The sequence below is a fragment of the Bacteroides muris (ex Fokt et al. 2023) genome (genome assembly GCF_024704895.1).
Classification (GTDB): Bacteria; Bacteroidota; Bacteroidia; order Bacteroidales; family Bacteroidaceae; genus Bacteroides; species Bacteroides muris.
This window is the reverse complement of the sequence record NZ_JAMZEE010000034.1, coordinates 21,107-47,274: the sequence shown is the minus strand read 5'-3', so window position 1 is coordinate 47,274 and position 26,168 is coordinate 21,107. Positions and strand designations below refer to the sequence as shown.

19 protein-coding genes are annotated in these 26,168 nt (G+C 45.7%); 7 read left to right on the top strand and 12 right to left on the bottom strand.

The window, feature by feature from the left end:
- The 4 genes from M1B78_RS13240 to M1B78_RS13225 all read left to right on the top strand — a co-directional run.
- On the top strand, positions 1 to 3,157 hold a 3,157-nt coding region (locus tag M1B78_RS13240; RefSeq protein ID WP_257940927.1), incomplete at its 5' end, for a SusC/RagA family TonB-linked outer membrane protein.
- 22 nt (positions 3,158 to 3,179) lie between these two features.
- Positions 3,180 to 4,775, top strand: coding sequence for a RagB/SusD family nutrient uptake outer membrane protein (locus M1B78_RS13235; protein ID WP_257940926.1), 1,596 nt, complete (start codon positions 3,180 to 3,182; stop codon positions 4,773 to 4,775).
- A gap of 212 nt (positions 4,776 to 4,987) precedes the next feature.
- Positions 4,988 to 7,021 (top strand): beta-N-acetylhexosaminidase, encoded by a 2,034-nt coding sequence (locus tag M1B78_RS13230; RefSeq protein WP_257940925.1) that lies wholly within the window; start codon positions 4,988 to 4,990, stop codon positions 7,019 to 7,021.
- 88 nt (positions 7,022 to 7,109) lie between these two features.
- Positions 7,110 to 8,852 carry an SGNH/GDSL hydrolase family protein gene (locus M1B78_RS13225; RefSeq protein ID WP_257940924.1) on the top strand — a complete coding sequence of 581 codons (1,743 nt, stop codon included), beginning with the start codon at positions 7,110 to 7,112 and terminating at the stop codon, positions 8,850 to 8,852.
- A 107-nt stretch (positions 8,853 to 8,959) separates the two neighbouring features.
- Here M1B78_RS13225 and M1B78_RS13220 read toward each other — a convergent pair whose 3' ends face one another.
- From M1B78_RS13220 to M1B78_RS13205, 4 genes are read right to left on the bottom strand one after another with little or no spacing between them, the layout of a single operon-like run.
- Positions 8,960 to 9,406, bottom strand: a complete 447-nt coding sequence (locus M1B78_RS13220; protein ID WP_257940923.1) for a YhcH/YjgK/YiaL family protein — start codon at positions 9,404 to 9,406, stop codon at positions 8,960 to 8,962.
- 21 nt (positions 9,407 to 9,427) lie between these two features.
- On the bottom strand, positions 9,428 to 10,663 hold the full coding sequence (locus M1B78_RS13215) for an MFS transporter (protein ID WP_257930708.1): 1,236 nt from the start codon (positions 10,661 to 10,663) through the stop codon (positions 9,428 to 9,430).
- A gap of 26 nt (positions 10,664 to 10,689) precedes the next feature.
- Complete coding sequence (locus M1B78_RS13210; RefSeq protein WP_257940922.1) at positions 10,690 to 11,874, bottom strand: AGE family epimerase/isomerase; 1,185 nt, start codon at positions 11,872 to 11,874, stop codon at positions 10,690 to 10,692.
- A 5-nt stretch (positions 11,875 to 11,879) separates the two neighbouring features.
- Positions 11,880 to 12,797 (bottom strand): dihydrodipicolinate synthase family protein, encoded by a 918-nt coding sequence (locus tag M1B78_RS13205; protein ID WP_257940921.1) that lies wholly within the window; start codon positions 12,795 to 12,797, stop codon positions 11,880 to 11,882.
- 252 nt (positions 12,798 to 13,049) lie between these two features.
- On the opposite strand from M1B78_RS13205, the gene M1B78_RS13200 reads away from it, so the two are divergent.
- Positions 13,050 to 14,258, top strand: coding sequence for an ROK family transcriptional regulator (locus M1B78_RS13200; protein ID WP_257940920.1), 1,209 nt, complete (start codon positions 13,050 to 13,052; stop codon positions 14,256 to 14,258).
- On the opposite strand, the gene M1B78_RS13195 is transcribed toward M1B78_RS13200, so the two are convergent.
- The 8 genes from M1B78_RS13195 to M1B78_RS13160 all read right to left on the bottom strand — a co-directional run bounded on the left by M1B78_RS13195 (position 14,193) and on the right by M1B78_RS13160 (position 24,018).
- Positions 14,193 to 15,281 (bottom strand): sialate O-acetylesterase, encoded by a 1,089-nt coding sequence (locus tag M1B78_RS13195; RefSeq protein ID WP_257940919.1) that lies wholly within the window; start codon positions 15,279 to 15,281, stop codon positions 14,193 to 14,195. The two genes, M1B78_RS13200 and M1B78_RS13195, sit on opposite strands and share 66 nt — an antisense overlap.
- A gap of 87 nt (positions 15,282 to 15,368) precedes the next feature.
- Entirely contained in the window at positions 15,369 to 16,406 is a 1,038-nt protein-coding gene (locus M1B78_RS13190) for a DHH family phosphoesterase (RefSeq protein WP_257940918.1), read from the bottom strand.
- 70 nt (positions 16,407 to 16,476) lie between these two features.
- A complete protein-coding gene (locus tag M1B78_RS13185) occupies positions 16,477 to 18,513 on the bottom strand; it encodes a ComEC/Rec2 family competence protein (RefSeq protein ID WP_257940928.1) in 2,037 nt (678 codons plus the stop codon).
- 58 nt (positions 18,514 to 18,571) lie between these two features.
- Complete coding sequence (rpe, locus tag M1B78_RS13180; RefSeq protein ID WP_136009066.1) at positions 18,572 to 19,222, bottom strand: ribulose-phosphate 3-epimerase; 651 nt, start codon at positions 19,220 to 19,222, stop codon at positions 18,572 to 18,574.
- A 265-nt stretch (positions 19,223 to 19,487) separates the two neighbouring features.
- A complete protein-coding gene (gene fmt / locus M1B78_RS13175) occupies positions 19,488 to 20,459 on the bottom strand; it encodes a methionyl-tRNA formyltransferase (RefSeq protein WP_257940917.1) in 972 nt (323 codons plus the stop codon).
- A 134-nt stretch (positions 20,460 to 20,593) separates the two neighbouring features.
- The gene (locus M1B78_RS13170) at positions 20,594 to 22,384 is read right to left on the bottom strand and encodes a chloride channel protein (RefSeq protein ID WP_257930703.1); all 1,791 of its coding nucleotides are present in this window, start codon (positions 22,382 to 22,384) and stop codon (positions 20,594 to 20,596) included.
- 8 nt (positions 22,385 to 22,392) lie between these two features.
- Positions 22,393 to 22,956 (bottom strand): L-threonylcarbamoyladenylate synthase, encoded by a 564-nt coding sequence (locus M1B78_RS13165; protein WP_176467742.1) that lies wholly within the window; start codon positions 22,954 to 22,956, stop codon positions 22,393 to 22,395.
- Between the two features lie 138 nt (positions 22,957 to 23,094).
- Positions 23,095 to 24,018: a YihY/virulence factor BrkB family protein gene (locus M1B78_RS13160; RefSeq protein WP_136009071.1), complete on the bottom strand. Its 924-nt coding sequence runs from the start codon at positions 24,016 to 24,018 to the stop codon at positions 23,095 to 23,097.
- A 475-nt stretch (positions 24,019 to 24,493) separates the two neighbouring features.
- Here M1B78_RS13160 and M1B78_RS13155 point away from each other — a divergent pair, with 475 nt between their 5' ends.
- Entirely contained in the window at positions 24,494 to 24,928 is a 435-nt protein-coding gene (locus M1B78_RS13155) for an acyl-CoA thioesterase (protein ID WP_257930702.1), read from the top strand.
- 67 nt (positions 24,929 to 24,995) lie between these two features.
- Positions 24,996 to 26,168, top strand: coding sequence for an AraC family transcriptional regulator (locus tag M1B78_RS13150; RefSeq protein ID WP_136009073.1), 1,173 nt, complete (start codon positions 24,996 to 24,998; stop codon positions 26,166 to 26,168).

Here is a 26,168-nt window from a genome sequence, read left to right as displayed (position 1 = left end):
TAATTTCTCTTTGTCCGGTGTGAAAGAAGGCGACATTATCCAAATTTCATTTGTGGGTTACAAAACGGTAGAACAAGCCTGGAACGGAAAACCATTGAACATCACGATGAAGGAAGACGCAGAAATGCTGGAAGAGGTTGTTGTTACTGCCTATGGTGGAAAAACGCTCCGTTCCAAGGTTACCAATTCAATTTCCAAAGTAGATAAAGAAGTGCTAGCAAGCGGTCTCCACTCCAACCCTGCCCAAGCATTATCCGGTGCAGTATCGGGCTTGCAGGTTCGTCAGACTTCCGGTGACCCGAGTGCTACACCTACCTTGATTCTGCGTGGTGGTACAAGTCTGGACGGTTCGGGCTCTCCTTTGGTCATCATTGACGGTGCGCAACGTGAGTTGAGTGACATCAACCCTTCTGACATCGAGTCCATGGAAGTAATGAAAGACGCAGGTGCTACCGCCATCTATGGTGCCCGTGCCGCCAATGGTGTGATTCTTGTAACCACCAAACGCGGTAAGGACGGTGTGAGCAACATCGGTGTGAAAGCTAAATTCGGTTTGAATTACTTCAACAACAACTACAACTTTTTAGGTGCAGAAGAGTACATCTATTGGATGCGTAAGTCATATCAGAATGCCTCCCAGATATATAAGAAGTCAGACGGTTCGTGGGCTGGCTGGACCAATCTGAGCAGTTTGAGCGGTGCGCAGCCTTACGGTACGGGTAACATCTATTTCAATGCTGACGGCACTGTAGCCGATGGCAACAAAGTAAGCAATGCCAACTGGAGTGTCATGAAATACAGTGACGACCTAGCATTCTTGCTCAACAAGGGTTGGAAAACCATGATAGACCCTGTGTATGGCGACAAACTTATCTTCAAGGAATTCATGCTGGAAGACACAAATGTCAACTCTCCGGCATTCAGCCAAGATTACACGGTTGATTTCACAGGAGGTAACGAGAAAGGTACGTACTATGCCTCGATAGGTTTCAACAATTCGGAAGGCAATGCTACCAACAACTGGTACAAGCGTTTCACCTTCACCTTCAATGCGGACTACAAAATCAAATCTTGGCTGACCTCCAATTCTTCATTGAACTATTCGCACAACACGTGGGACGGTCTGGTAGGCAATGCCGATGCAGCCAGCTATTTCAGCCGGGTGTTCTCTTTGCCTCCCACCTTCCGTGGCAAGAATGAGGACGGCGAATGGTTGATTGGTGTGCGCGGAACGGGCGATGCCAACGTGCTGGCCTACAAGGATGCCCTGCACAGAGACAACAATACCGACAAATACACCATGACACAAGCCTTTACGGCACATTTGATGAAAGATTTGGACTTGAAGTTCAGCGGAAGTTGGTACTACGAGGACCGCAAGTACGAATACTTCAACTCCGACTATATGACCGGTGTAAACAATTGGAATAGAGACCACTATACGTATGACGATTACAACCGGAAGTTGAACCAAACTTACAACGTCATCGCCACCTACAACCGGAACTTCAGAAAGCACGATGTCAATGCGATGCTCGGTTTCGAGTATTTCATCGCGCAGGAAAAGGGATTCAATGCATACGGTTACGGAGCACCTACAGGCGATTTTCAGGATTTGAACCTGACAGATCCCGAAAGACGCTACATGGATTCATGGCACTACGAGAACCGCATCATGTCGTTCTTCGGCAAAGTGGACTATTCTTTCAATGAAAAATATCTTATATCTGCCGTACTCCGCCGCGACGGTTACTCCCGTCTGAACAAAGATGCCCGCTGGGGTGTCTTCCCAGGTATTTCCGCCGGTTGGATTATCGGTAAAGAAAACTTTATGGAGGGGTTGCGGGACATCATCTCCTTCGCTAAAATCCGTGCAAGCTACGGATCAAACGGTAACGTGGATACCAAATATATCGGTGATTATACCGTGCAGGGTTCTTATGGAAGTGTCGGCAAATACAACGGTGGAGGTACTAACAGCCTGACCGGGCTGCCGAACCCAAACCTAACCTGGGAAAAATCTTATACCTTCGAAGTAGGTGCAGACCTCAGTTTCCTGAACAACCGCTACAACGCAAATGTCACGTTCTACAACCGCCGCACGAAAGACAAGCTGGCTTACATCACGTTGCCTTCGCACTCGGGTATCAGTAGCTACCTGACCAACAATGGCGAAATCCAGAACATTGGTGTCGAAATCGAGCTCAATGCCAAAGTGTTCGAAACGAAAGATTGGAAATGGAACATTGGCGCCAACATCGCCTATAACAAAAACAAGGTCATCTCCTTGCCCAACAACGGTCTGGACAGAAACATGCAGAATGCCTTTGAAGTATACACGGGAAAGAAATCGGCAAACGGCTCATGGGAAAAAATATGGGTAGGTGGCTATCAGGAAGGACAGGAACCGGGTGCCATTTATGGTTTCAAGGCAGAAGGCATTTACCAAAGCTACGATGATATACCAGGTAACTTGAAAGACATCTCTACCGGTAACAACGGTTCAAGCAACAAGACTCTCTACGGTCCCGAAGCATGGGCAAAGCTGAGCGATGCCGAAAAAGCGAACGGCCTACCTATCCAACCGGGCGACGTGAAGTGGAAAGACGTAAACGGAGACGGTGTGATAGACAATTATGACAAGGTGAAACTGGGCAATACCGTTCCTCACTGGACCGGTGGTATTAACACCAACGTGTCTTGGAAAGGACTGACCTTTACCGCACGATTCGACTTCGCGTTGGGTCATAAGATATTCGACTCGAAGACCCCGTGGATTATGGGTAACATGCAAGGTACTTACAATACCATCGACCTGGTGAGCAACACATGGTCTGAAGACAACAAGGGTGCCAGATATCCTACGTATGTATTTGCCGATCAAAATGGAAAACGCAACTATGCCCGCGACAACAACAGCCTGTTCGTTGATAACGCAAGCTACCTGTCTATCCGGGAACTCAGCCTGAGCTACAGCCTGCCGAAATCCTGGATACAGAAAGTGAAAATGGAAAGAGTAGATTTGAACATCACTGCCCAGAATTTAGGATACATCACCGGAGCCAAATATGTGGCATCTCCTGAATATGGTGCAAACGGCTGGGGAGGATACCCGTTGCCAACAAATCTCGTGTTTGGCGTAAATGTAACATTCTAAACTATTAAAAAACAACAGAATTATGAAGAAATTTATATACGGCATCGCCGGTGCATTATTATTCGGCATGTACAGTTGCGATACCTTAGACTTGAGTCCGGAAGACTATGCGGCTGCCGGCAATTATTGGAAAAATCCAGAACAAGTAAGCACCTACATGAACGGCCTGCATGCTTACCTTAGAGATGATTATTCTTCACCGTTGGTGTTGGGTGAATTGAGAGGCGGAACCATGCGTGAAGGAACTTCTTCCATCAATACATCTTTGAATTCATCTTCCATCATCCGCAACGACTTGCGTACCACCAGCACAGGTATAAGCAATTGGAACAATTATTATGGAAATATTCTGCAAGTGAACCACTTCATCGAGCAAGTGAGAGACGAGTGCGCGTTCCTGAGTGAATCGGCACGCAATACTTTCTTGGGACAAGCTTATGGTATGCGCGCTTACTATTACTTCATGCTGTACAGAACGTATGGTGCCGTGCCCTTGGAAAAAGATATCAAGATATTAGATGGAAAGATTGACGCTGTAAGTTTGTACATGAAACGCTCTTCGGCTGAAGATGTGCTTGCGTTTATCAAGAAAGACATCAACGATTCTGAAACTGCTTTCGGATCAACAACTTCTTTCGACAAATATTATTGGTCGAAGTACGCCACTTTGTTCCTGAAAGCGCAGATTTATCTGTGGTCGGCAAAGGTGACTACCAATGATGACGAAAAACCTCATACAGCTACCGGAACATCGGATTTGGAGATAGCCCAAAAAGCTTTGAACGAAATCATCGGCAGCAACAAGTTTTCCTTGATGAAGAACTATGCCGATATCTTCGATTATGGCAAAAAAGCCAATAACACAGAGTCTATTTTATCCATGTATTTCGACCGTGGTGAAGCGACTCACTGGGGAAGCAGCTTTTTATATACTCCGTCTATCGTAGTGGGTTCTTACTATAATCCCGATGGTACCGTCATGCAGGACGTACTTCAGTTGAACACTGCCGGTATCGTAAGATATGAGTGGAAATCTGCTTTCATCAAATCATTCGATCAGACTGACAGCCGACGTGCCGCCACTTTCCTGGAATACTATCAGGACGAGGAACTGACAAAACACGGTTCAAGCATGCTGAAATTGGTGGGTCACGTAACCGATGGCATCCGCTATTTCGACAATGACATTGTTATGATGAGATATGCAGATGTACTGCTGATGATGGCCGAAGTGGAAAACGGTCTTGGCAAACCATGTGCTTCTTACATCAATGAGGTGCGCAAACGTGCCTATGGCGAGAACTATACGGAAGACTTGGCCTACACAGACGGCACCTATGCCGAAAATGAATTGGCTATTTTGAAAGAACGCGACAAGGAGTTTGCCGGTGAAGGTACACGTTGGTTCGACTTGGTACGTATGCACGATGCTGCCAAGAAGCCTTTGGCATTCTCAGTTGCCGTGGCTTATCCGGAGCCCGGAGAAGAGGCTGCTGCAGTGTTAAGTAACACGGAAGAATATAAGTTACTGTGGCCTATTAATATCGGTGTCATGACAGCCGATCCGGAAATCAAACAGACCTGGGGATATAACAAAGCTGAGAATATCGAATATTGACGGAACTAACCTTATTTTTATATATCAATCACTTTATGCCCGGGACTAAACACCCGGGCTATTGTGTTTTATATGGAGACGTAGCTTTATATCCATAAATTTGAAAAATTGTACAGAATATTAAGAAAAAGTCCTATCTTTGTTGTATCAATTTACCTAAAGAGTATATTGAAGTTCACCCATTTATTATACAAAAAACATCTATTTATGCCATGAAAAATGTATTTCCTTTTCTACTCAGCCTGTTGTGCTGCCTGATGTTTTCCCCAAGTATGCAGGCAGACAGCGTCCACCTGCTGCCCTATCCGCAGAAGTTTACGCCTTCCGGAAAAGAATTCAATGCAGACATAGTGAGAATTTCGAGCCCTGTACTTCAAAAAGAATGGGAAGCCTTCGTCAAAGAACGTGGTGGCAAAGTCAAAGAGCAAGCAAACACGCTCATCGAAGTGAAACTAGTTGCAGCAATTGAAAATGCCGCCTTGAATCAAGAAGAGGCATACCGACTGATAGTGGCTCCGAACAAAATTACCGTAGAGGCAGTGACAGAACGGGGGGTATATTGGGCCATGCAGACGCTTGCGCAACTGCAACATTCAAGGAAAAAAGGACTTAGTTTTGAAGGATGCACCATTACCGACTGGCCCTCTTTCCGCATCCGGGGCTTTTTACACGACGTAGGACGGCGATACATGTCCATGCAGGAATTGAAGAAGGAGATTGCCCTTCTGTCGAAGTTCAAAATCAACGTATTCCACTGGCACCTGACGGAAAACCAGTCCTGGCGTCTGCAAAGCAGAATATTTCCGATGCTGAATGACAGTGTAAACACCACCCGCATGCCGGGACAATATTATACCTTGGAAGAAGCACGGGAATTGGTAGATTTCTGTAAAGCACATCAAGTGTTACTGCTTCCGGAAATCGACATGCCGGGACATAGCGAAGCTTTTGTACGCACCTTCCGCCACGACATGCAAAGCCCCGAAGGCATGAAGATACTGAAACTGCTGATAGATGAAGTCTGTGAAACGTTCGATGTTCCTTATCTGCATATCGGGACGGATGAAGTTCGATTCACCAATCCTCACTTTGTACCCGAAATGGTATCTTATGTTCGCTCTAAAGGAAAAAAAGTAATTTCCTGGAATCCGGGATGGAAGTATCAGCCGGGCGACATAGACATGACCCATCTGTGGAGCTACCGGGGCAAGGCACAGAAAGGCATTCCTGCCATCGATTCCCGCTTCCATTACCTGAACCATTTCGATACTTTCGGAGATGTCGTAGCCCTCTACAACAGCCGCATCTACAACGAAGAGCAGGGAAGCCATGATGTGGCCGGTGCCATCCTCGCCATCTGGAACGACCGTTATGTGGCCGACGAGCAGAATGTGATACTGGAAAACAATTTCTACCCCAACATGCTAGCGATGGCCGAACGAGCGTGGCGCGGAGGAGGCACAGAATATTTCGACAAGCATGGTACCATCCTTCCTCAAGAAGACTCGGAAGAATTCAAGGCATTTGCCGATTTTGAACGCAGGATGTTGTGGCACAAGGAATACACTTTTCAAAGCGAACCCTTCGCCTACGTCAGACAGACGAACGTAAAATGGAACATTACCGACGCTTTTCCAAACGAAGGCGATTTGACTCGTTCCTTCCCACCCGAACAGGAAGAGTGGAAAGATGCCTATCAGTACGAAGGCAAGACGTATGGCGTACATCCAGCCACCGGTGCCGGCATCTACCTACGCCATGTGTGGGGATCATTGGTTCCGACTTTCTATAAGAACCCGCAGGAAAACCATACCGCATACGCTTATACTTGGGTTTACTCTCCGCACAAGCAGCAAGTAGGATTATGGGCTGAGACACAGAACTACTCGCGTTCGGAACCGGATTTGCCGCCTCCCGCAGGCAAATGGGACTACCGGGAAAGCCGTATCTGGATAAACGGTGAGGAGATTGCTCCTCCTGTCTGGACAGCTACCCACCGGAAGAAAAGTAATGAAACGGTGCTGGGCAATGAAAATTGTGTATCGCGTCCACCCATCCCCGTGCACTTACAGAAAGGCTGGAACAAGGTACTGTTGAAACTACCTGTCGGAAAATTCACTACCCCCGAAGTGCGACTGGTGAAATGGATGTTTACAGCGGTATTCGTAACTCCCGACGGAGAGAAAGCCGTAGAAGACCTCATTTATTCGCCTGAAAAGAAATTAACGAATAAGAAACTGTTTTAATTTCCCTTCAGTTTTCTCTTTCTTCTGAGGAAACTTGAAAAAAGAAAATCAAAACAGTTTCTAAATAAAACACTCAATCGATATGACCATGAAAAAAAGATATGCCCTATTGTTGCTTCTCCTTATAGGCAGTTTGCATACACAGGCTCAAATTAAATGGAGCAATCCTCTAGATCAGCCCTTTCCGGTCATTCGCGGCAGAGCATGGCATAATGAGCAACAACGAACTTACGCCCGTCTACCCCTGAAAGCGAAAAACTTGGTAAACAAAGCGGTCTGGAACTTGTCCCAACAGAGTGCCGGTCTATCCATAGCTTTTTACAGCAATTCACCGGAAATAAAAATAAAATACACGGTAACCGGAGGACGAAGTATGGCCCACATGCCTGCTACAGGCGTTTCGGGCGTTGACCTTTATGCCACAGACAGAAACGGTAGAAGCCGCTGGTGTGCCGCCAAATACTCTTTGGGCGACACCCTCGTTTATACCTATGACGGACTTACTTACGAAGACGCTTCGAACAAGGGCTACGAATATACATTATTTCTACCTCTTTACAATTCGGTTTCTTTTCTTGAAATCGGAGTAAAAGACAACGCTTCCATCAGTTTCATTCCCGTCTCTGAAGAGAAGCCTTTAGTAGTATACGGCACATCCATCGCCCAAGGCGCTTGTGCCTCGCGCCCAGGCATGGCTTGGATAAACATCATAAACAGAACCATGGAACATCCAGTTGTCAATTTAGGCTTTTCTGGAAGTGGCAAACTTGAGAAAGAACTCTTCGAGCTATTGGCAGAAACGGATGCAAAGCTCTACATCATAGACTGTATGCCTAACATGATTTCTCCCGCTGATACTGCTGTTATCGCAGAACGCATCCTGACAGGAATAAAAACACTCCGTACCCGTAACCAAGCCCCTGTTTTGTTAGTAGAACACAGCGGCTACATGAATGAATATACATCAGACCGCGCAGAAGCATCCTACAGAGCGTCAAATCGCCAACTACGGAAAGCATACAACACGCTGATGCAGCAAGAACCCGACATCTACTACCTGACAAAGGAAGAAATCGGCCTGTCAATGGATGCCATGGTCGAAGGGGTACATCCCAGTGACCTGGGTATGCAACAATACGCTGATAGCTATGTAAAGAAAATCCGTGAAATTTTGAAAGAAGAAACAGGAACAGAATCGACCTGCATTCCTTGTAAACAGCAAAGAGACCCTTATGACTGGCAGGCAAGGCACGAACAGATTTTGGAATTAAACCGTACTGATTCTCCAGAAGCAGTCATTATCGGCAACTCGATAGTCCATTATTGGGCAGGCGAACCGCTTGCCCACCAGCAACGGGGCAAACATGCTTGGAGTCGTTTGTTCAAAGGAACGAAGGTGCATAACCTGGGCTTCGGTTGGGACAAGATTGAGAACGTGCTTTGGCGTATCTATCATGGAGAGTTGGATGGCTACGAGGCAAAAAATATTTTCATGCTGATAGGAACCAATAACTTGCAGTTCAATACAGACCACGAAATCATAGAAGGAATTGTATTCACCGCAAAAGCCATACGTGAAAGACAACCCTCTGCCAAGCTACATGTGATTGGAATCCTGCCAAGAAAAGGGCAAGAGCAACGAATTGCCCACATCAATACCGAATTGCAGCAAGAATTGGTAAAAAGTAATGCTATTTATATAGACCTTACTCCTTTCCTTACTAAGAGAGACGGACGAATAGATGAATCTTTGTTTGGCGACGGACTGCATCCGAATGAAAAAGGGTATAAAAAAATAGCCGAAGCTCTTTTGAAAGAACGGATGTTATAGAATTACCTGTAGTATGCCTGGTAATGGCACATCAAGCAAATATGCAACAAGGCAGGCTATCCCATTTTTTATGAAAACAGCCTGCCTTGTTATGAAACAAAAAAACATCAAAGCTTTACTTTAGCAATCAGCTTACGTATCTTTCCCTCACCAATAACCGGAGCATGGGGATCCTCAGGATAGACAATCGCAAACTGCCCAGGAAGCAAATCAACGAAAGCGGTTGGTACATCCGAATAGAGTGCACAATCTCCCTCTTCCTCGTAAGGTTTGGTCTCGGTTTCCAAATCCTCGATAGCTTTCCAGCCTATTCTCTCCTTGCCATCGAGCAAGATATGCACATCAATATAAGCACGATGCAACTCAAGCACCTGCTTCTCGGCTGCTACACCTTCCGGATTCACATTGTTAATGAACAAATCATCCCCTTTTATCTCGATGCGACCTAATTCGGCATGCAACAAGTCGTGCGACTTGACATAATCGAAAAGAGTCTTGAACAACGGGTGGAGGGACTCCACCCGTTGACTGTTTTGCAAATTAGATACAATCATACCAGTTATTCCATTATTCCATTATTCCAAATTATCAGTTTTCGGGCGTAAGAAATAGAGCTGAAGAGCCAATGCTACCAATACAACTCCACTCAACATAGCAAATCCCATACCCAAATTACCACCATCGGTCCAGCGTCCCAACAAGTGGGTAACGGCAGCACCGGCAAACACACCCGTCATATTCATGATACCGTATGCCGTTCCGCGGTGTTTAGCCGAAACAAACTGGCAAAGTATAGGCATATTGTTGGCATCAAAGATACCATAACCCACACCAAACAGCAATCCGGCTCCTACTACACTCACAAAGCTGTGCCCCATACCGAGCAGCAACAGTGAAGGAACAGTCATTCCCAAGCCAATAGCACCTGTATAGACACGTCCGCGGATATTCTTCTGTACCCAACGGTCGGACATCACACCACCAACCAATACTCCCACAAAGGAAGAAACGGCAATAGTAATCGTAGAAATAGGTCCTGCTTCAGCCATTGGTATATTCAGGCTCTCTGCAAACAAAGTAGGCAACCAATTCTTGGTGGCCCATCCCGGAAGACTGGGAGCTGCAAAATAAAACAATATGACCCAAAATGCCCAATTAGATAACACTACAGACAAACCGCCCAACAACGAAGTCTTCTTTCCGTTCACAGCAGGTTGCAGCTTGGCAATCTTTATACGTTCAGGATTCTCATGCAAGAACAGCAACAATACAAAGGAATAGATTATTCCGATAATACCGAACCAATGAAACGCTGTATGCCAAGAAAAAGCAGCCGCCACCGTGGCACCGAAACCACCAATGGCCTGTCCTACATAAAGACCGGTCATGTGAATACCGATAGCCAAAGAGCGGGACTTATCCTGATGCCAATCGGCAATCAACGACAGAGCAGAAGGGATATAGAGCGCTTCGCTGATACCCATAAAAGCACGAAGCCAATACAATTCCTGAAAAGAATCGGCATAACCCATCATGTAGGTAACCGCCGACCAGACAAACAGACTGCCGACTACCAACCATTTACGGCTCACGCGATCGGCCACCATCCCTGCCACCGGACTCATAAATCCGTAAATCCACAAGAACACTGCCATCAATGCACCGAAAGCTTCTGCCTTACCCAATTCCACAATATCTACTTTCATAGCCTCCTGCATGGTGGAAAGCATCTGCCGATCCATATAGTTAAGCAGAGCCACCACCCACAAAAGAGCTACCACTATCCAAGGATAGCTTTTTGAATTTTTCATTGTACTATATTTTAATTAAGGTCTTATCATTTTGAAAGTAATTCATTACACAACATACAACCCTTTATCATCATACGGGGGATATGGAAAGGGCCTTTGAATATATTTCCTTTAGCAGGCTGTGCCACAGTACCGTCACGATGAAGATAACCATACCATTCACCGTACTCCTTGTCGGGGAAGCAGGCATACGTCCAGTCACTGATTTGCTTGTGCATCTCCAGATACTTTTTGTCTGCAGTAGCCTGATAAGCATAAAGGGTGGCAATGATGGCTTCGGTCTGCGGCCACCAGAATTTCATGTCCTGCGAATAATCCTGGCAGGGCAGGTTTCGGCAATCGCGGAAGTTAATGATTCCGCCAAATTCCTTATCCCAGCCCCACTCCCACGACCAGTCAAGTATAGTGACGGCAAGCTCCACTAACTTTTTGTCCCAGTTGCGGTATTTTGCTTCTTCCAGAAGGAACCAAGAAGTCTCGATACAATGTCCCGGATTGATGGCACGACCGTTGCATGTATCGATAAACTCTCCATTCGGCCCTACCATTTCGAGCAAAGCTTTGAATTCGGGGTGAATGAAATACTTGCTTAATAGCATTATAGAATCATCTATCTGGCTGCTCAACACCGGATCATCAATAGCAGCACGAATGCGCGAAGCCGTATTGATGAGAATCATCGTAATGGAATGCCCCTGTGCCTCCAGCGCTTTCAGGTACTTCGGTTCCAAGATGCCCGGGGTGACAACAAAATGCCGTATGCGCTTGAAAAGAGCAAGTGCTTTTTCTGCATAGCTGCAATCACCGGATGCTATGGCATATTCCGACATAGCTATGGCAGCAAAGCATTCGGAAAAGACATAACGTCGCTTGCGAAGCGGAGTGCCGTCTTCCTTCACTTCAAAATACATACGACCATCTTCGTCGAAACAATATTTTTCGATAAAGTCTATGCAACTTTTGGAAGCCGCCAGCCATTCGGCATTCTTCTCGACATTATTATATGCAAAAGCAGCAATAAAGCCGAAACGCCCCTGAAACCAAACGGACTTAGTAGTATCAATCAGCGAACCATCCCGATTGATACACGTATAAACTCCACCATGTTTGCTGTCTAACCCATGTTTCAACCAAAAAGGCATAATATTACCTATCAGATCTTGCCGATAGGAATCAGCCCACATCTGCAAATAGTGTGTTGTCGAGTCCATAATTATCAGAATTTATTGCAATGTTCAAAAAAGTGAATTGCTTCCAACTCGGCTTTCATGCGCAATTCCTCTTCGTCAGTCATATTTTGGAACGGAGTACGGTTCTTGCCCAAATCCAAGCCTATCAGTTTCATGATGCGCTTGCCACCCACGATATTGCCGCGGAAATGGCATATCACATTGATGACTTCCTGGGAGAAGTTCTGCAGTTGGCGTGCTTTTTCCAAATCACCCGCTTTCCACGCATCAATGATGCCAACCAGGTTTACTCCATTATAATTGGTAGTACCGCCAATACCGCCTTGTGCTCCCCCCATGGCAAGGCAAGGAAGAATCGTTTCGTCTTGTCCATGCAGCATATCATACTTACCGTTCTTGTACAGACGGCATTGATTATATTCATACATGCTCTCAAAGGTGTATTTTATTCCGGCAAAATTGGGAATACGGCCATCTACAGCTTCCAGAAATGCTACCATCGAAAGAAAAGCACCATTGAATGTCGGAATATGATAATAATAGAAAGGAAGATTGGGAGCACCGCAAGCTATCTCTTCGCAATATTTCACCAACTCTTCTACACGACCTACTTTTGGGAAAGGAGGTGCCATAGCGCCAATGCCCCATGCACCAATCTTCTGTGCATGCTCGGCAAGTTTACGGCTGGACTTCACACAACAGCTACCTACATGTACAATTACCTTAAAGCCCTCCGGAGCCACTTCTACCCATCGTTCAGCCAATTTCATACGCTCCTCATCCGTAAGCATATAGCCTTCACCAGAGGAACCATTGATAAATACACCTTTCAGTCCATTCTTCACCAACATCCGGGCATACGCCTCAATCGGTTCATAGTTTACTTCACCATTTTCATAGAACGGAGTGAACGGCGCATTGATTAATCCAATAATCTTTTCCATTTTCTATATTTTATTCAAGATTAGTATTTGGATGCAAATATAAACCAAATTTACAAACGATGCTATATTTAATAAAATATTTAACTAACAAAAGCGGCATTTTTATAAAACATTCCACTGATACGACTAACAATCATTTAATAATGTGTAATAGTGTATTATAACATAAATTCACAAGCCAAAAGAGAAGTATATCAAAGACATTCCTTATTTTTGTAACAAATTAATAGCCAATTACATCTCTAAATTGACATGAAACCAATTTTGTTAGAAGAAATAAAAGCAGGGACTAAAAATGCCTTAGTCAAAAAGAAGATTATCACTTATTACATATATAATGGCCCATCGACCATTACCAGCCTATCCAAAGAACTAAATTTAAGTGTTCCTACCGTCACGAAATTCATCAATGAGATGTGCGAAGAAGGCTACATACACGAATATGGCAAACAAGGCACCAATAGCGGACGTCGCCCCAGCTTGTACGGACTGGATGCCGAATCTGGCTATTTCATTGGGGTGGATATCAAGCAATTTACCATCAATATAGGGCTGATGAACTTCAAGGGAGATATGGTGGACTTAAAGATGAGCATCCCTTATCACTGTAAAAACACTCCGGACAGCCTGGACGGACTATGCCAGCTGATAACCAGATTCATCAAAAAAGTAAATATCAAAAAAGAGAGAATACTCAATGTCAATATCAACATTTCCGGAAGAGTGAACCCTGAATCGGGCTACAGCTACAGCTGGTTCAACTTTGAAGAACGTCCCCTTACGGAAGTCATGGCTGAGAAACTAGGTTGCACGGTTACTATTGACAATGACACAAGAGCTATGACCTACGGTGAATTCCTGCAAGGAAACGTTGAAGGAAAAAAGAACATACTTTTCATCAACATGAGTTGGGGACTGGGAGTAGGCATCATCATCAACGGTGAAATCTATGCCGGAAAATCCGGTTTTTCCGGTGAATTAGGGCACATGCCTGCATACAACAACGAAATAATATGCCATTGCGGGAAAAAGGGTTGCCTTGAAACAGAGACTTCCGGCTCGGCACTGCACCGTATTCTTCTGGAGCGCATCGCCCATGGCGAACAGTCCATACTATCCCATAGAACGCAAGATACAGAAAAACCGCTGACACTGGACGAAATAATAGATGCCATCAACAAAGAAGACCTCTTATGTATTGAGATTATAGAGGAAATCGGCCAGAAATTGGGTAAACAAATAGCAGGGCTGATAAACCTGTTCAATCCGGAATTGGTCATCATCGGAGGGACGATTTCCCAAACGGAGGATTACATATTACAGCCCATAAAGAGCGCCATTCGCAAATATTCACTCAATTTGGTAAATCAGGATTCCACCATTGCCCTTTCCAAACTAAAAAGCAAAGCCGGGGTCATCGGTGCATGTATGCTGGCGCGCAGCAAAACGTTTGAATGCTGACGGGCAGAAAGTTGCCCAATCTCCACGGTGACCGGCCGAAATGACTTCGGTCGCAATCTTTCTGCCAATATTATTGATGCCGACATGCCCCCAGTGCAGATTGTCTTTGTCGAAAGGACTTTCTCGGGCATCTATGACAGACACATTCGGAATGAAGTTTTCATCCTTCGGGTTGACGACAGCATCTTGCGCATCGCGCACCCCTTGCCCATATTGTACCGAAGCTGTGGGATTGCTCACACTCTCACCCGGTTTCACGATGTGACCGATATAAACATGAGCGTCCGGAAATCCAAGCCGGGTGCGACATTTCTCGATGAGCGATTTCAGCAAAGGCAAGTAATGTTCTTTGGAATCTATCCCGTTACCTTCGCCTTGCATCCACCAGATTCCGGCCAAACGCGGTTTTTTGCCTCTGTCCAACAAATCATTAATGGCCGGTTTATACAGACTTTCATAGAAATAGTCCCAGTTATGGCTGTCGGAAGAAGAAGCCCAAGTTTCAATCCGTGAACCGGAACATCCTAATTTAATAATGTATAGCTCCATGTCCGGAAAAGCTTGCTGAAAGTGCATGCCGAACTCACCCTCCATGCCCCGACGGCCAGCCGCACCGGCACTCCACGTACCATAGCTATGAATCATGTTCATCATGGTTTTGCCATTCAGGTTATCGTTCTTATAATAAAGGTCAAGCCAGCCGGGAGCCACGTCTTCGGTAGTCCCATCGAAAACCCAGCGGGCACCATCGGTTTGGTTCACGATATGGCAACTGCGATACCATATCTTCATCAGCCCGGGATTGGTGTCCGGATTGTCATACCAGGCAGCCAACCTCCGGTCTTCTCCGGCATCGGCAAAAGCCGAACCATCGGCATTCGACTGTCCTATGGTTATAAATACCGGGACTTCATTTTCCTGAAGAAGCACAGAATTCACCGCGCAATCCGATTGTTGCGCCATACAGAAAGGAGAAAAACAGAGTGCAATGATACCAACTGCCATCTTTACAATATTCTTCATAATCAGATTCTTTATTTGTTTCAGTTTTTACGAACTAATGGCAAATATATGAAATATTTCAGTTTTCCCTTTCTTACCGAAACTTTTTTACCCTTTCCCCAAAAGCAACGGCCTGTATTTCTCCAAAGCCTGCTCAAAGACCTTGCGGGCCTCATCCATCGTTCCGTAAAATTCGCCGCCGGAAGCATTCAGATGGCCGCCGCCGCCAAAGAATTCGGCAGCCAGCCGGTTACAGGGAAAAGTGCCGACCGAACGTAAGGAAATCTTTATCATCGGCTTCTCCGTGTCTTCGCGCAAAAAGCAAGAGAAAACCACCCCTTTGATACTTAAAGGAATGTTCACAAAGCCTTCACTATCTCCCCGTATATAGTCGAACCGGCTTTGTTCGGCTTTAGTCAAGGAGATTAAGGCTGCATGATAGTCCGGATAGACCTTCATTTGCGACAAGACATATCCCATCAGGCGCAGACGGCTTTCGGAATAAGTATTGAACACCTTGCGGTAAATCGCATCCTTGTCGATGCCTTTCGACAGCAATTCGCTGATGATGAAATAGATTTCACGGTTGTTGGAGTTGTAGGTAAACCCGCCGGTATCCGTCATCATACCCGTATAGATGCACTCTGCTCCTTCCCTTGAAATGTCACTGAAATAGCCCATACGGCAAATCAGACGGAAAACCAGTTCCGAAGTGGAAGATATCTCCGGGTGGGAAATGACAATCCTGCAGAAATCCTCCGGATGGAGATGATGGTCTATCAATATTTTTCTTGCCGGAGATGCAAGAACGGCGTCACCCATGGCATCTATACGGTGGATGGCATTAAAGTCCAGACAGCAAATCACGTCTGCTTCAGCAATCAGCTTGTTGGCAAAGTCCTTGTAGCGGTCGTACAAAAGGACGTCCTTGCTCCCGGGCATCCATTTCAAGAAGTCGGGGAAAGCGTTCGGCACAATGACATTCGCTGTCTTTCCTTGCGAACTGAAAAAATGCCACAGGCCCAGAGAAGAACCGATGGCATCCCCGTCGGGACTCACATGTGAAACGATTACTATCTTGTCCGCACGGTCAAACCATTTGGTAAAATGATCTATCTTGGATTGTTCTATTACTTTAGTCAACATATATCTTTATTTACTATTCGTTTTACAACTACAACAAATTGAAGGGGCAAAAGTACGAAAAGTTTATGATTTATAACAATATACAGTAAGAACCTTTTTGAGAAAGAAGGAGATAAGCGATACCCAGGCGGACGCAATCATTGGCAATCTTATTCTGATAATAGTCTGAAAGAGAAGCGTCAATCACCACCATTCCTATGGAAAAGAGCGAAGTAAGTTCCTCTACCCCGCCTTGATAGCCTTTGGAGACATACAGATAATCAACCGAAAGGAGACGGGAAGACTTCTTATTCCGCCAACGATCATCGGAAAGCAGGCAGATACGCTTACCGGCATAAGAGACAATCTGGTTGCGCATAGACAAGCCGGGAGTGGTATAATCTCCGGCAATCAGTCGGGGAGCCTCCAGATGCAGGCGGTTCCAATGCGGAGAAAGGGCACGGCAGAGGTGCGACATATCCGGCAAGCTGTCGGTACATGCCAACCAAGAACGGTGGTTGTCCGACATGCAATGGACAACGGGACAGCCTCTCACGCTATAAAAAGCAATCCCCTGCCGGGGAGCATTGGACATCATGGAGAAAGAATTCCAGGAGGCCACTGCCAACAACGCCAGCAACGAAAAACAGACGTTACGCACCGTAAAACGTAGGAAGCCATAATATGCCGTCCCCAAGAACAGATAGACGAGCAGAACACCCCATATATCCAGCCAGATGCCATCGACAGCAGCGCCGGGAAGATGCTCTATACAGCGGAGCACTTCATTCTGGACATGTACCAATGCCTCTACTATCCTTGCAAACAGATGTTGCACCAAAGGCAGCGGCGTAAGCATCAACAGAAATACCGCCGAATACAGAACGAGCGACACCATGGGAATGACCCAAAGATTAGTCAGCAGGAAATGAGTGGAAAAACGGGAAAAATAGAAAATGACCAAAGGAGCCGTACCCAGCTGAGCCGCCACAGACACCGTCATAAGCCCCCACAAATACCGCAGGAAACGATTGTCAACCTTCCAAAGGGCATATAACTTAGGTTGTACAAGTACAATAGCCACAACCGCTGAGAATGACAGCTGAAAACCGACATCAAACAACCAGACCGGCTTACACAGCAGCATCAGAAAAGCAGTTGCCGCCAGCGTGTTCAGCGTCAGCGGCTTTTCCGGCTGCAAACCGGCAAACGCCAACAAAGAGAACATGACGACCGACCGCACCACCGAAGAGGACAGTCCCGTGAAAAAAGCAAAACTCGCCAGGAAAAGGACAAGAAACAGAAGCAACAAAGGTTTCAACCGCTGCCATCGCCTCCACAAGGGACGAAGCACAAACAAGAGCAAAGCATACAGAAACCCTACATGCAATCCCGAAAGCGCCAGTACATGGCTGGCTCCCGAGACGGAGTAGGTCTCCACAATGTCATCGCTCAGTTCTTCTTTATCACCTACCGTCAACGCAGAAATCACCGCCAACTCATCAGCTTCAAAACCCAAGCTCCGGTATAAGCCAACCACTTTCTCCCTATAATCCAGTGCCACCTGGCTGACAGTGCGGGAAGCATCATGCCCCGTCTTCCGCCAATGTCCGCCAGCCACGTAGGTCGTGCCGCTATAACCTTTCCGCCTCAGGTGGCGGGCATAGTCAAACTCGTCGGGATTACCATTGTTCGCCGGAGGAGCAAGCCGGGCGGATATCAGCAACTCATCACCACGGCGCAAAGCGACCGTAGCAGAATCCTTAGGTAAATAAGCCAGAAAAAGATGATTCCGGGAACAACCCATGACAGTATCCTGCTCTACCTCTCCCAACAGGGCAACCCTGCACAATATGCTGCGTTCCCTCTCTTCCGGATGCTCGCAGATAGAAACCCTATAAACAGCAGTTTTGCCCGAAAAGGGAAATACCGTCTTTCCCTGCTGCCAACTCATCAAGCAGAACCCCGTACTACCCAAGAAAAGGTATACCGCCGCTCCATACACCCATCCGGCATGTTTGTATCTACCTATAATAAAAAGAAAAAGCAGAAAACCTGCCACATACTCCCATACAGAAAACACGTGAGGAAATGTATCTCCACATAAAATTCCAACTACCAACGGCATCAACAGTCGAAGGAAAGGATACCGTTGCCAGCTGTCAATTATCAATCCAGAAGACGGATTACAGGTTCCTTAATGCACGGATAGCCTCTTTCGGGTCGGGAGCCGAGAAAACGGCATTGCCTGCCACCAGTACATCTGCTCCAGCCTCTACCAGACGCGCACCGGTTTCCAAGTTTACGCCACCGTCCACTTCTATCAAGGCCTGCGAACCGGTAACCGTGATCAATTCGCGCAACTCGCGTACTTTGTCAAGAGAATGCTCTATGAACTTTTGTCCGCCAAATCCCGGATTCACACTCATTATCAGCACCATATACACGTCATTGATAATATCCTTCAGCAAGGACACGGGAGTTGCCGGATTAATCGTTACCGCCGGCTGCATCCCCGCTTCACGGATTTGCTGCACCACACGGTGCAGATGCGGGCAAGCCTCGTAGTGCACATTCATGACGTGTGCTCCCAGAGCCTTTACCTCCGGAATAAACTTCTCCGGCTGTACAATCATCAGATGTACGTCCAAGGGTTTCTGCGACAGTTTCGCCGCATACTTCAGTACCGGGAATCCGAAAGAAATATTAGGGACAAACACACCGTCCATGATGTCGATATGTACCCATTCCGCCTCACTTTGGTTAATCATTTCAATGTCTCGTGCCAGATAACCGAAATCGGCAGAGAGAATGGAAGGGGATATGATTGGTTTCATAATGTTATATTCTAAAGTTTACGAACTTTGTCATGTACAAATATACGGAAAAGATTTAAATCGGCCTAACATTGAAAGCCAAAACTCTCGCTGCAAACTCACTGCATACCTTTTGCAGCGTCACTGCAAACGTGTTGCAGTAGTACTGCAAAGCAGTTGCAGTCACACTGCATACCAGTTGCAGCAACACTGCAAAGCTGGTTGCAGTGACGCTGCAAAACGAGTGCAGCAGTTTTGCAGTAAAAAGCTATTGAATTACAATCAGTTACTTCATCACGCATTCTTCTGTCAACCGGAAGCCGCGCAGCAGTTCATCCGTTTTCAGTCTCTTCTTGCCCGGAAGCTGAAGGGAACGGATGCCGACAAAGCCATCTTCGGCAGCCACGCGGATATAGGTCTTCCCGTCTGTCCGCAAGGTTCCGGGAACCAGTTGATGGGATTCCCCAATCTTTTCCGTCTCGAAGATTTTTACCACAACAGATTCTCCACCGGGTTGGAGCAGCTCCGTCCAAGCAGCAGGATAGGGAGAAAGACCGCGTACAAAATCATAAATACGCTTCACAGGGAGGTTCCAGTCAATACGACAAGTGTCTTTGAATATTTTCGGTGCCGGACGCAGTTCACCCACTACGGCCATTTCTTCTTGAGGAATACTTTTCACCGTACCGGCAAGAATGGCATCAACGGTCTCTACCACCAGGCGACCGCCCAACAGCATCAGTTTATCGTGGACAATACCCACATCGTCCGTATCGGCAATGGGTACCCGCACCTGCTGAATAACCTCACCGGTGTCAATCTCATGTTTCAGGAAGAAAGTGGTGATGCCCGTTTCCGTATCACCATTGATTACCGCCCAGTTGATGGGAGCAGCGCCACGATACTGCGGCAGCAGGGAAGCATGCAGGTTGAAGGTGCCCAATCGCGGCATGTTCCATACCACCTCAGGCAACATGCGGAAGGCAACGACTATCTGCAAATCGGCCTTCCATGCACGCAACGCCTCCACAAAAGCCTCATCCTTCAGCTTCTCCGGCTGAAGAAGCGGAAGATTGTTCTCCAGCGCATACTGCTTCACCGGAGAGAACTGGAGCTTATGCCCCCGTCCGGCAGGCTTGTCGGGCATCGTAATGACACCCACCACATTGTAACCTCCTTCTACCAGACAACGAAGAGCCTCCACCGCAAAATCGGGAGTACCCATATATACAATCCTCAAATTCTTCTTTTCCACCATTTCATTTACAATTTACCATTTACAATGTACAATTTGCGAGGCAGCTCATTTGCAATCTACAATTTACCATTTACAATGTACAATTTGCCGTTCGGAATGGCGTGTACATTGCAAATGGTAAATTGTAAATGTCCTCAATCTTCTGAAAAATGCACCAATACTTCACGGTACGAGTTGAATATCTTCGACTTGGACACGAAGCCCAGGTATTTGTTTTCCGCATCCACCACCGGCAGATTCCATGCTTTCGTGTCATCGAAAGTACGCATCACCTGTTCCATGCTGTCCGTATTGTACAAGCGTGCCGGAGCCGAAGTCATGAATTTGCCTACCGTAAAACGATGGTACAACTCCTGACGGAACATAATGTTCCGGATATCGTCCAGTAAGACAACGCCTATCAACACCCCCTCCTTGTCCGTCACGGGAAAGATATTGCGATGCGAGGCGGAAATGGCCTTGACCAGTTCGCCCAAATCCATTTCGGGACGCACGGTCACAAAGTCCTTTTCCACCACATTCTCCATCTTCATCAAGGTAAGGATGGCCCTGTCCTTATGGTGCGTCAGCAGTTCGCCTTTCTTTGCCAAGCGCATGGAATAGATGCTATGAGGTTCGAACATGATGATAGTGAGATAGGAACTGACAGAGACAATCATCAACGGCAGGAAAAGGTCGTATCCTCCCGTAAGTTCGGCAATGAGGAACACGCCGGTCAGCGGAGCGTGCATGACCCCACTCATGACCCCCGCCATTCCCATCAAGGCAAAGTTCTTCTCGGGTAGATAAGCCGTCATCTCTATTTCATTGCTGAAATGTGAAAAGACAAAACCGGCAATACACCCCAGATACAATGAAGGCGCGAAAATACCGCCGCAACCGCCACCGCCATTCGTGGCACTCGAAGCAAAAACCTTGAACAGAATAATCAGTATGAGGTATATCAGCAACAGATTGCCGTGCCCGTAGAAGAAGGAATTGTTCATCACCGTATCCCATTCGGCATTGCTCATCCCATTCAGCAACAATTCTATCGTATCGTAACCTTCGCCATACAACGGAGGGAAAAGGAATATCAGGATACTCAGCATGGCACCGCCCATTATCAGCTTCTTATAGGGAGTTCTCAACCTTCCGAACACGCCTTCCACAGAGTTCATGGCCCGCGTGAAATAAAGGGAAACCAATCCGCAGAAGATGCCCAGCATAATAACATACGGAATACGTTCCAGCTCGAAAGCTTGGTCCAGATGAAATTTAAACATAGCGTCCGTGCCCGTCACGATATAGGAAACAGTCGCAGCCGTCACCGCAGATATCAGCAACGGCAACAAGGAGGACATTGTCAAATCTATCATCAGCACCTCCAACGTAAATACCAGACCGGCAATCGGCGCCTTGAAGATGCCGGCAACCGCACCGGCAGCACCACATCCCACCAACAGCATCAGCGTGCGGTGTTCCATCTTGAATATATTTCCCAGGTTAGAACCGATAGCCGAACCCGTCAACACAATAGGCGCCTCCGCCCCGACCGAACCACCGAAACCGATGGTAATGGAACTGGCTATGATGGACGACCAAGTGTTATGTCGTTTGATACGCCCCTGCCGCCGCGAGATGGCGTATAGGATTCTGGTGACTCCATGACTGATGTCGTCCTTCACCACATAGCGAACAAACAATCCGGTCAGGAAGATACCTACTACCGGATAGACCAGATAAAGGTAGTTGGCCTCCGTCGCATTGAAATTGTCCGTCAGGAAGTTCTGTATCCAGTGTATGATGACTTTCAGTATCAGTGCGGCAAATGCTGTAAAGATACCTACAAGAAAACTGAGAATCAGTATGAACCTCTTCTCCTTAATATTCTTTTCGCGCCATAGGATAAAGCGCTGCAACAAACTTCTCTTGTCCTCTGCCATTTTCCTCTTTATTCGCGAATAATTCTGATGACTCCGCCCTTGCCCAACTTGATGATGCCGGACGGTTTCGGGCGCACCGTTTCCTCCTGACGATATCCTACTATATAATCCACTGCTGATTTGATTTCTTCACTTATCTCCCCGAAGTTGCCGGGCGACGGTTGCCCGCTGACATTGGCAGAAGTAGAGACTATCGCTTTGCGGAACTGCTGGCAAAGCCGCTTTGAAAACACCTCACTGGTGACGCGGATACCCACACTGCCATCTTCGGCAAGCAGATTAGGAGCCAGATTACGGGCTCCGGAATAAATAATGGTAAGAGGCTTGTCGGCCAGTTCTATCAAATCCCAGGCAACTTCCGGAACATCCTGCACATAGAAATCCACCTTTACCGGGGAATCTACCAATACCAGCATTGCCTTACTGTCAGAGCGTTGCTTGATTTCATATACACGGCGCACCGCTTCTTCATTGGTAGCGTCACAACCTATGCCCCAAATCGTATCTGTCGGATACAGAATTACCCCGCCTTCGCTCATCACCTGGCAGGCTTTTTTAATGTCTTCTATCATTTCCTGATATATAAGGATTAATGCGCAAAAGTAGTATATTTGTTCGAAAGTGAAAAATTTTGTCTTGGATATTCTCAAATGGCTATATATTAATTACCACTATTATTGATCAGAATGCCAAATAAGACCATCCAGTTGTCAAGTTTCACGTATTTCTACCACTTTCGTTGCTACAGCATATTCATCCGGAAAAATTTTGCTCCCCATTTCATTGGCCCATGCTTTAGTAAACTCCGCACCTGCATAGACTATAATAGCAGAATAATAAATCCATGTAATAAAAACAATCATGAATGCCGCTGCACCATAAATAGTCCCTACATTCGCAATCCCGATATAGAAAGATATTCCCCATTGCCCTACCAACAATAATATAGTTGTCACTACAGCTCCAATAAAAACATCCTTACTTTTTATTTTCGCATCAGGAAGAGCTTTGAAAATCAATACAAAAATAATAACCGTAACACCTATATTTAACACTAATCCCACAGCTTTCACAATAACCTCTGCGACATCCGGGTAGCTGGCCATAAACTTATTACTCAAATCTCCAATAATATTGGTAATACTAAATGTAACCAGAAGCACGAAAGCAAATACCAAAATTATCGAGAATGAAAGTAGCCGATTCTGGATATATTTCAGCCAGCCCTTTTTGGGCACGGCCTTTATTCCCCAAATCGTATTTAAGGAACTTTGTATCTCTGCAAAAATGGTAGTAGCACCAAATATGGAAATTCCCAAACTAACAATAGCCGCTGGTGTGGAAGAGTCCGTTCTTTCTGCATTTTCTATAATCAAACGAAGTTCACCAACTACCTCTGCTCCTACTATCGGTTTCAACTGCATATACAACTGATCAGCCAAATCTATATGCAAAGCTACCCCAATAGTAACTAAAAGAGAAAGAAAAGGGATGATTGAAAATAGTGTCGCGTAAGCCAACGATCCGCTTAACCTGGTGACACTATCGTCAATAAAACCTTGTCCGGTATCCTTTATAATCTTTATTAATAAGGACAAGCTTAATTTTTTCTTGCCTATCGATTGTTTCGCCATATTATTTTTACCACTGTATGCTATTTCCCTAAACACATCGTTTTACTTCCCGCTTCATCATTCGAAATTAAAAAATCTGAATGTACCACTTCGCTTTCGAACATCATCAAATCCAATCCCGGAAAAATGATAATGATTCAACACAACATCCAGATATACAAATTACTCCATTTACCATAACTTTTTAATTTAACATTGATGAATAAGTGAACAAAGTAAATAACGGGATGGTTTCCACTATCAATGCAAATTATAGTTTAGTAAGAAAAAACAGCATACATCATCACATTAAGCATTATAGATACCCTGCCCAATTAAATGGCAAGGCCAAATGTCTTTAGTAACAAAAGAATTACTACCTTTGTGGTGTCCTATAAGTACGAGAAGGGATTTTTCGCATTTAGACACTTGATTTCCAACACATAAATCAAATAATATTTTTGCAGCGATTATAAACAAATTTTAATAGAAAACAATGGAAGAAATTCAATTTAACCACACCCTGCCCATACAACTACGCTTCAATGACGTCGACAAATTCGGCCATGTAAACAACACTGTTTACTTCTCTTTTTATGATTTAGGAAAAACGGAATATTTCGCTTCCGTATGCCCGGATGTAGATTGGGAAAAGGATGGTATCGTTGTCGTCCATATTGAAGCAAATTTCCTTGCGCAGATTTATGGTTCGGACCATATTGCCGTGCAAACTGCCGTTACTGAAATAGGAACCAAGAGTTTCCATCTGGCACAGCGTGTCATCGATACGGAAACCTTAGAAGTAAAATGCGTTTGTACTTCCATCATGGTAGCCTTCGACCTCGCCAAACACGAATCCAAGCCACTGGAAGAAGAATGGATTGAAGCAATCTGCAAATATGAGGGGAAAGATTTGAAAAAAAAGAAATAAAATCCTATATTTGTCAATTAAGCCAACAATTGTATAAGTAACAATCAGTTACATTTACTCTACTGCTATGATTCGATTGATATTATTGACCGATTTTACAGAGTCCTTTTCGTACAATCTGCTAAAGGGAGTATTGGCCTATTCCAAAAGCCATGAGCCATGGGTAGTATGCCGTATGCCACCCTCCTACAAAAATAATCATGGCATAGAAGGAGTCTTGAAATGGGCAAAGACATGGCATGCAGATGCAATTATCGGCAGATTTGACAACGCTGACAATGTAGAGCTATTCCGTGAAAACGGAATTATCGCGTTGGCCCAAGATTATAAATCAAGGTTCAGCAATATTCCAAACATCACCGGCGATTACCGCAAGACCGGCAGAATAGCAGCAGAGTTTTTTCTGAGTAAAGGCTTTCAGAACTTTGCATTCTATGGTTATCGCGATACGGTATGGTCGCAAGAACGTTGTGAAGGTTTTTACGAATGTATAGCTGCCCAAGGGTTTGGCAATAACTTCTACGCCTATCAGGACCAATCCCTTGACGACTTATGGTTTTATGAAGCCCCGCCCCTGCTCAGTTGGTTAAAGTCATTGCCACAACCTACAGCACTCATGGCCTGCGATGACAATCAAGGCAACCGCATTACGGAAATCTGTAAAGTCAACAATATCAGAGTACCCGACAAGATAGCAATATTGGGCGTCGACAATGATGAGATTATATGCAATCTTTCAGATCCTCCCCTATCCAGTATCAGCCAAAACATTGTAAGAGGCGGATTTGAGGCTGCTGCCCTCATAGAACAGCTATTGAATGATGAAAAGGCTACCTATCAGGATGTAGTAATCCAACCAGTCAATATCATCAACAGGCTTTCGACAGACTTCTATTCCACCACCGATGCCCATATCCAGACAGCCCTGAAATATATCCATCAGAATATAGCTGCTGATATCACTGTATCGGATATAGTGAAGCAAGTACCATTATCACGTCGTTTATTGGAGATTCGTTTCAAACAAGTCACCCAGCAGTCCATCCACAAATATATCTTCAATCTTAGGATGGAACGCTTTGCCCAATTGCTACTGGCCAGTGATGCTCCGATTGCAGATGTGGCGGAACAAGTCGGAATCAATAACCTGAAAAACTTGTCCCGCCAATTCAAAGCTTTGAAGAAAGTCTCCCCAAATGAATATCGGAAAGAGTACCACACAAAGAGTTACCAACGCTGA

Coding starts and splice junctions, on each gene's coding strand:
- M1B78_RS13235 (WP_257940926.1), top strand. CDS start 3,180: ATGAAGAAATTTATATACGGCATCGCCGGTGCATTATTATTCGGCATG.
- M1B78_RS13230 (WP_257940925.1), top strand. CDS start 4,988: ATGAAAAATGTATTTCCTTTTCTACTCAGCCTGTTGTGCTGCCTGATG.
- M1B78_RS13225 (WP_257940924.1), top strand. CDS start 7,110: ATGAAAAAAAGATATGCCCTATTGTTGCTTCTCCTTATAGGCAGTTTG.
- M1B78_RS13220 (WP_257940923.1), bottom strand. CDS start 9,406: ATGATTGTATCTAATTTGCAAAACAGTCAACGGGTGGAGTCCCTCCAC.
- M1B78_RS13215 (WP_257930708.1), bottom strand. CDS start 10,663: ATGAAAAATTCAAAAAGCTATCCTTGGATAGTGGTAGCTCTTTTGTGG.
- M1B78_RS13210 (WP_257940922.1), bottom strand. CDS start 11,874: ATGGACTCGACAACACACTATTTGCAGATGTGGGCTGATTCCTATCGG.
- M1B78_RS13205 (WP_257940921.1), bottom strand. CDS start 12,797: ATGGAAAAGATTATTGGATTAATCAATGCGCCGTTCACTCCGTTCTAT.
- M1B78_RS13200 (WP_257940920.1), top strand. CDS start 13,050: ATGAAACCAATTTTGTTAGAAGAAATAAAAGCAGGGACTAAAAATGCC.
- M1B78_RS13195 (WP_257940919.1), bottom strand. CDS start 15,281: ATGAAGAATATTGTAAAGATGGCAGTTGGTATCATTGCACTCTGTTTT.
- M1B78_RS13190 (WP_257940918.1), bottom strand. CDS start 16,406: ATGTTGACTAAAGTAATAGAACAATCCAAGATAGATCATTTTACCAAA.
- M1B78_RS13185 (WP_257940928.1), bottom strand. CDS start 18,513: ATGCCGTTGGTAGTTGGAATTTTATGTGGAGATACATTTCCTCACGTG.
- rpe (WP_136009066.1), bottom strand. CDS start 19,222: ATGAAACCAATCATATCCCCTTCCATTCTCTCTGCCGATTTCGGTTAT.
- fmt (WP_257940917.1), bottom strand. CDS start 20,459: ATGGTGGAAAAGAAGAATTTGAGGATTGTATATATGGGTACTCCCGAT.
- M1B78_RS13170 (WP_257930703.1), bottom strand. CDS start 22,384: ATGGCAGAGGACAAGAGAAGTTTGTTGCAGCGCTTTATCCTATGGCGC.
- M1B78_RS13165 (WP_176467742.1), bottom strand. CDS start 22,956: ATGATAGAAGACATTAAAAAAGCCTGCCAGGTGATGAGCGAAGGCGGG.
- M1B78_RS13160 (WP_136009071.1), bottom strand. CDS start 24,018: ATGGCGAAACAATCGATAGGCAAGAAAAAATTAAGCTTGTCCTTATTA.
- M1B78_RS13155 (WP_257930702.1), top strand. CDS start 24,494: ATGGAAGAAATTCAATTTAACCACACCCTGCCCATACAACTACGCTTC.
- M1B78_RS13150 (WP_136009073.1), top strand. CDS start 24,996: ATGATTCGATTGATATTATTGACCGATTTTACAGAGTCCTTTTCGTAC.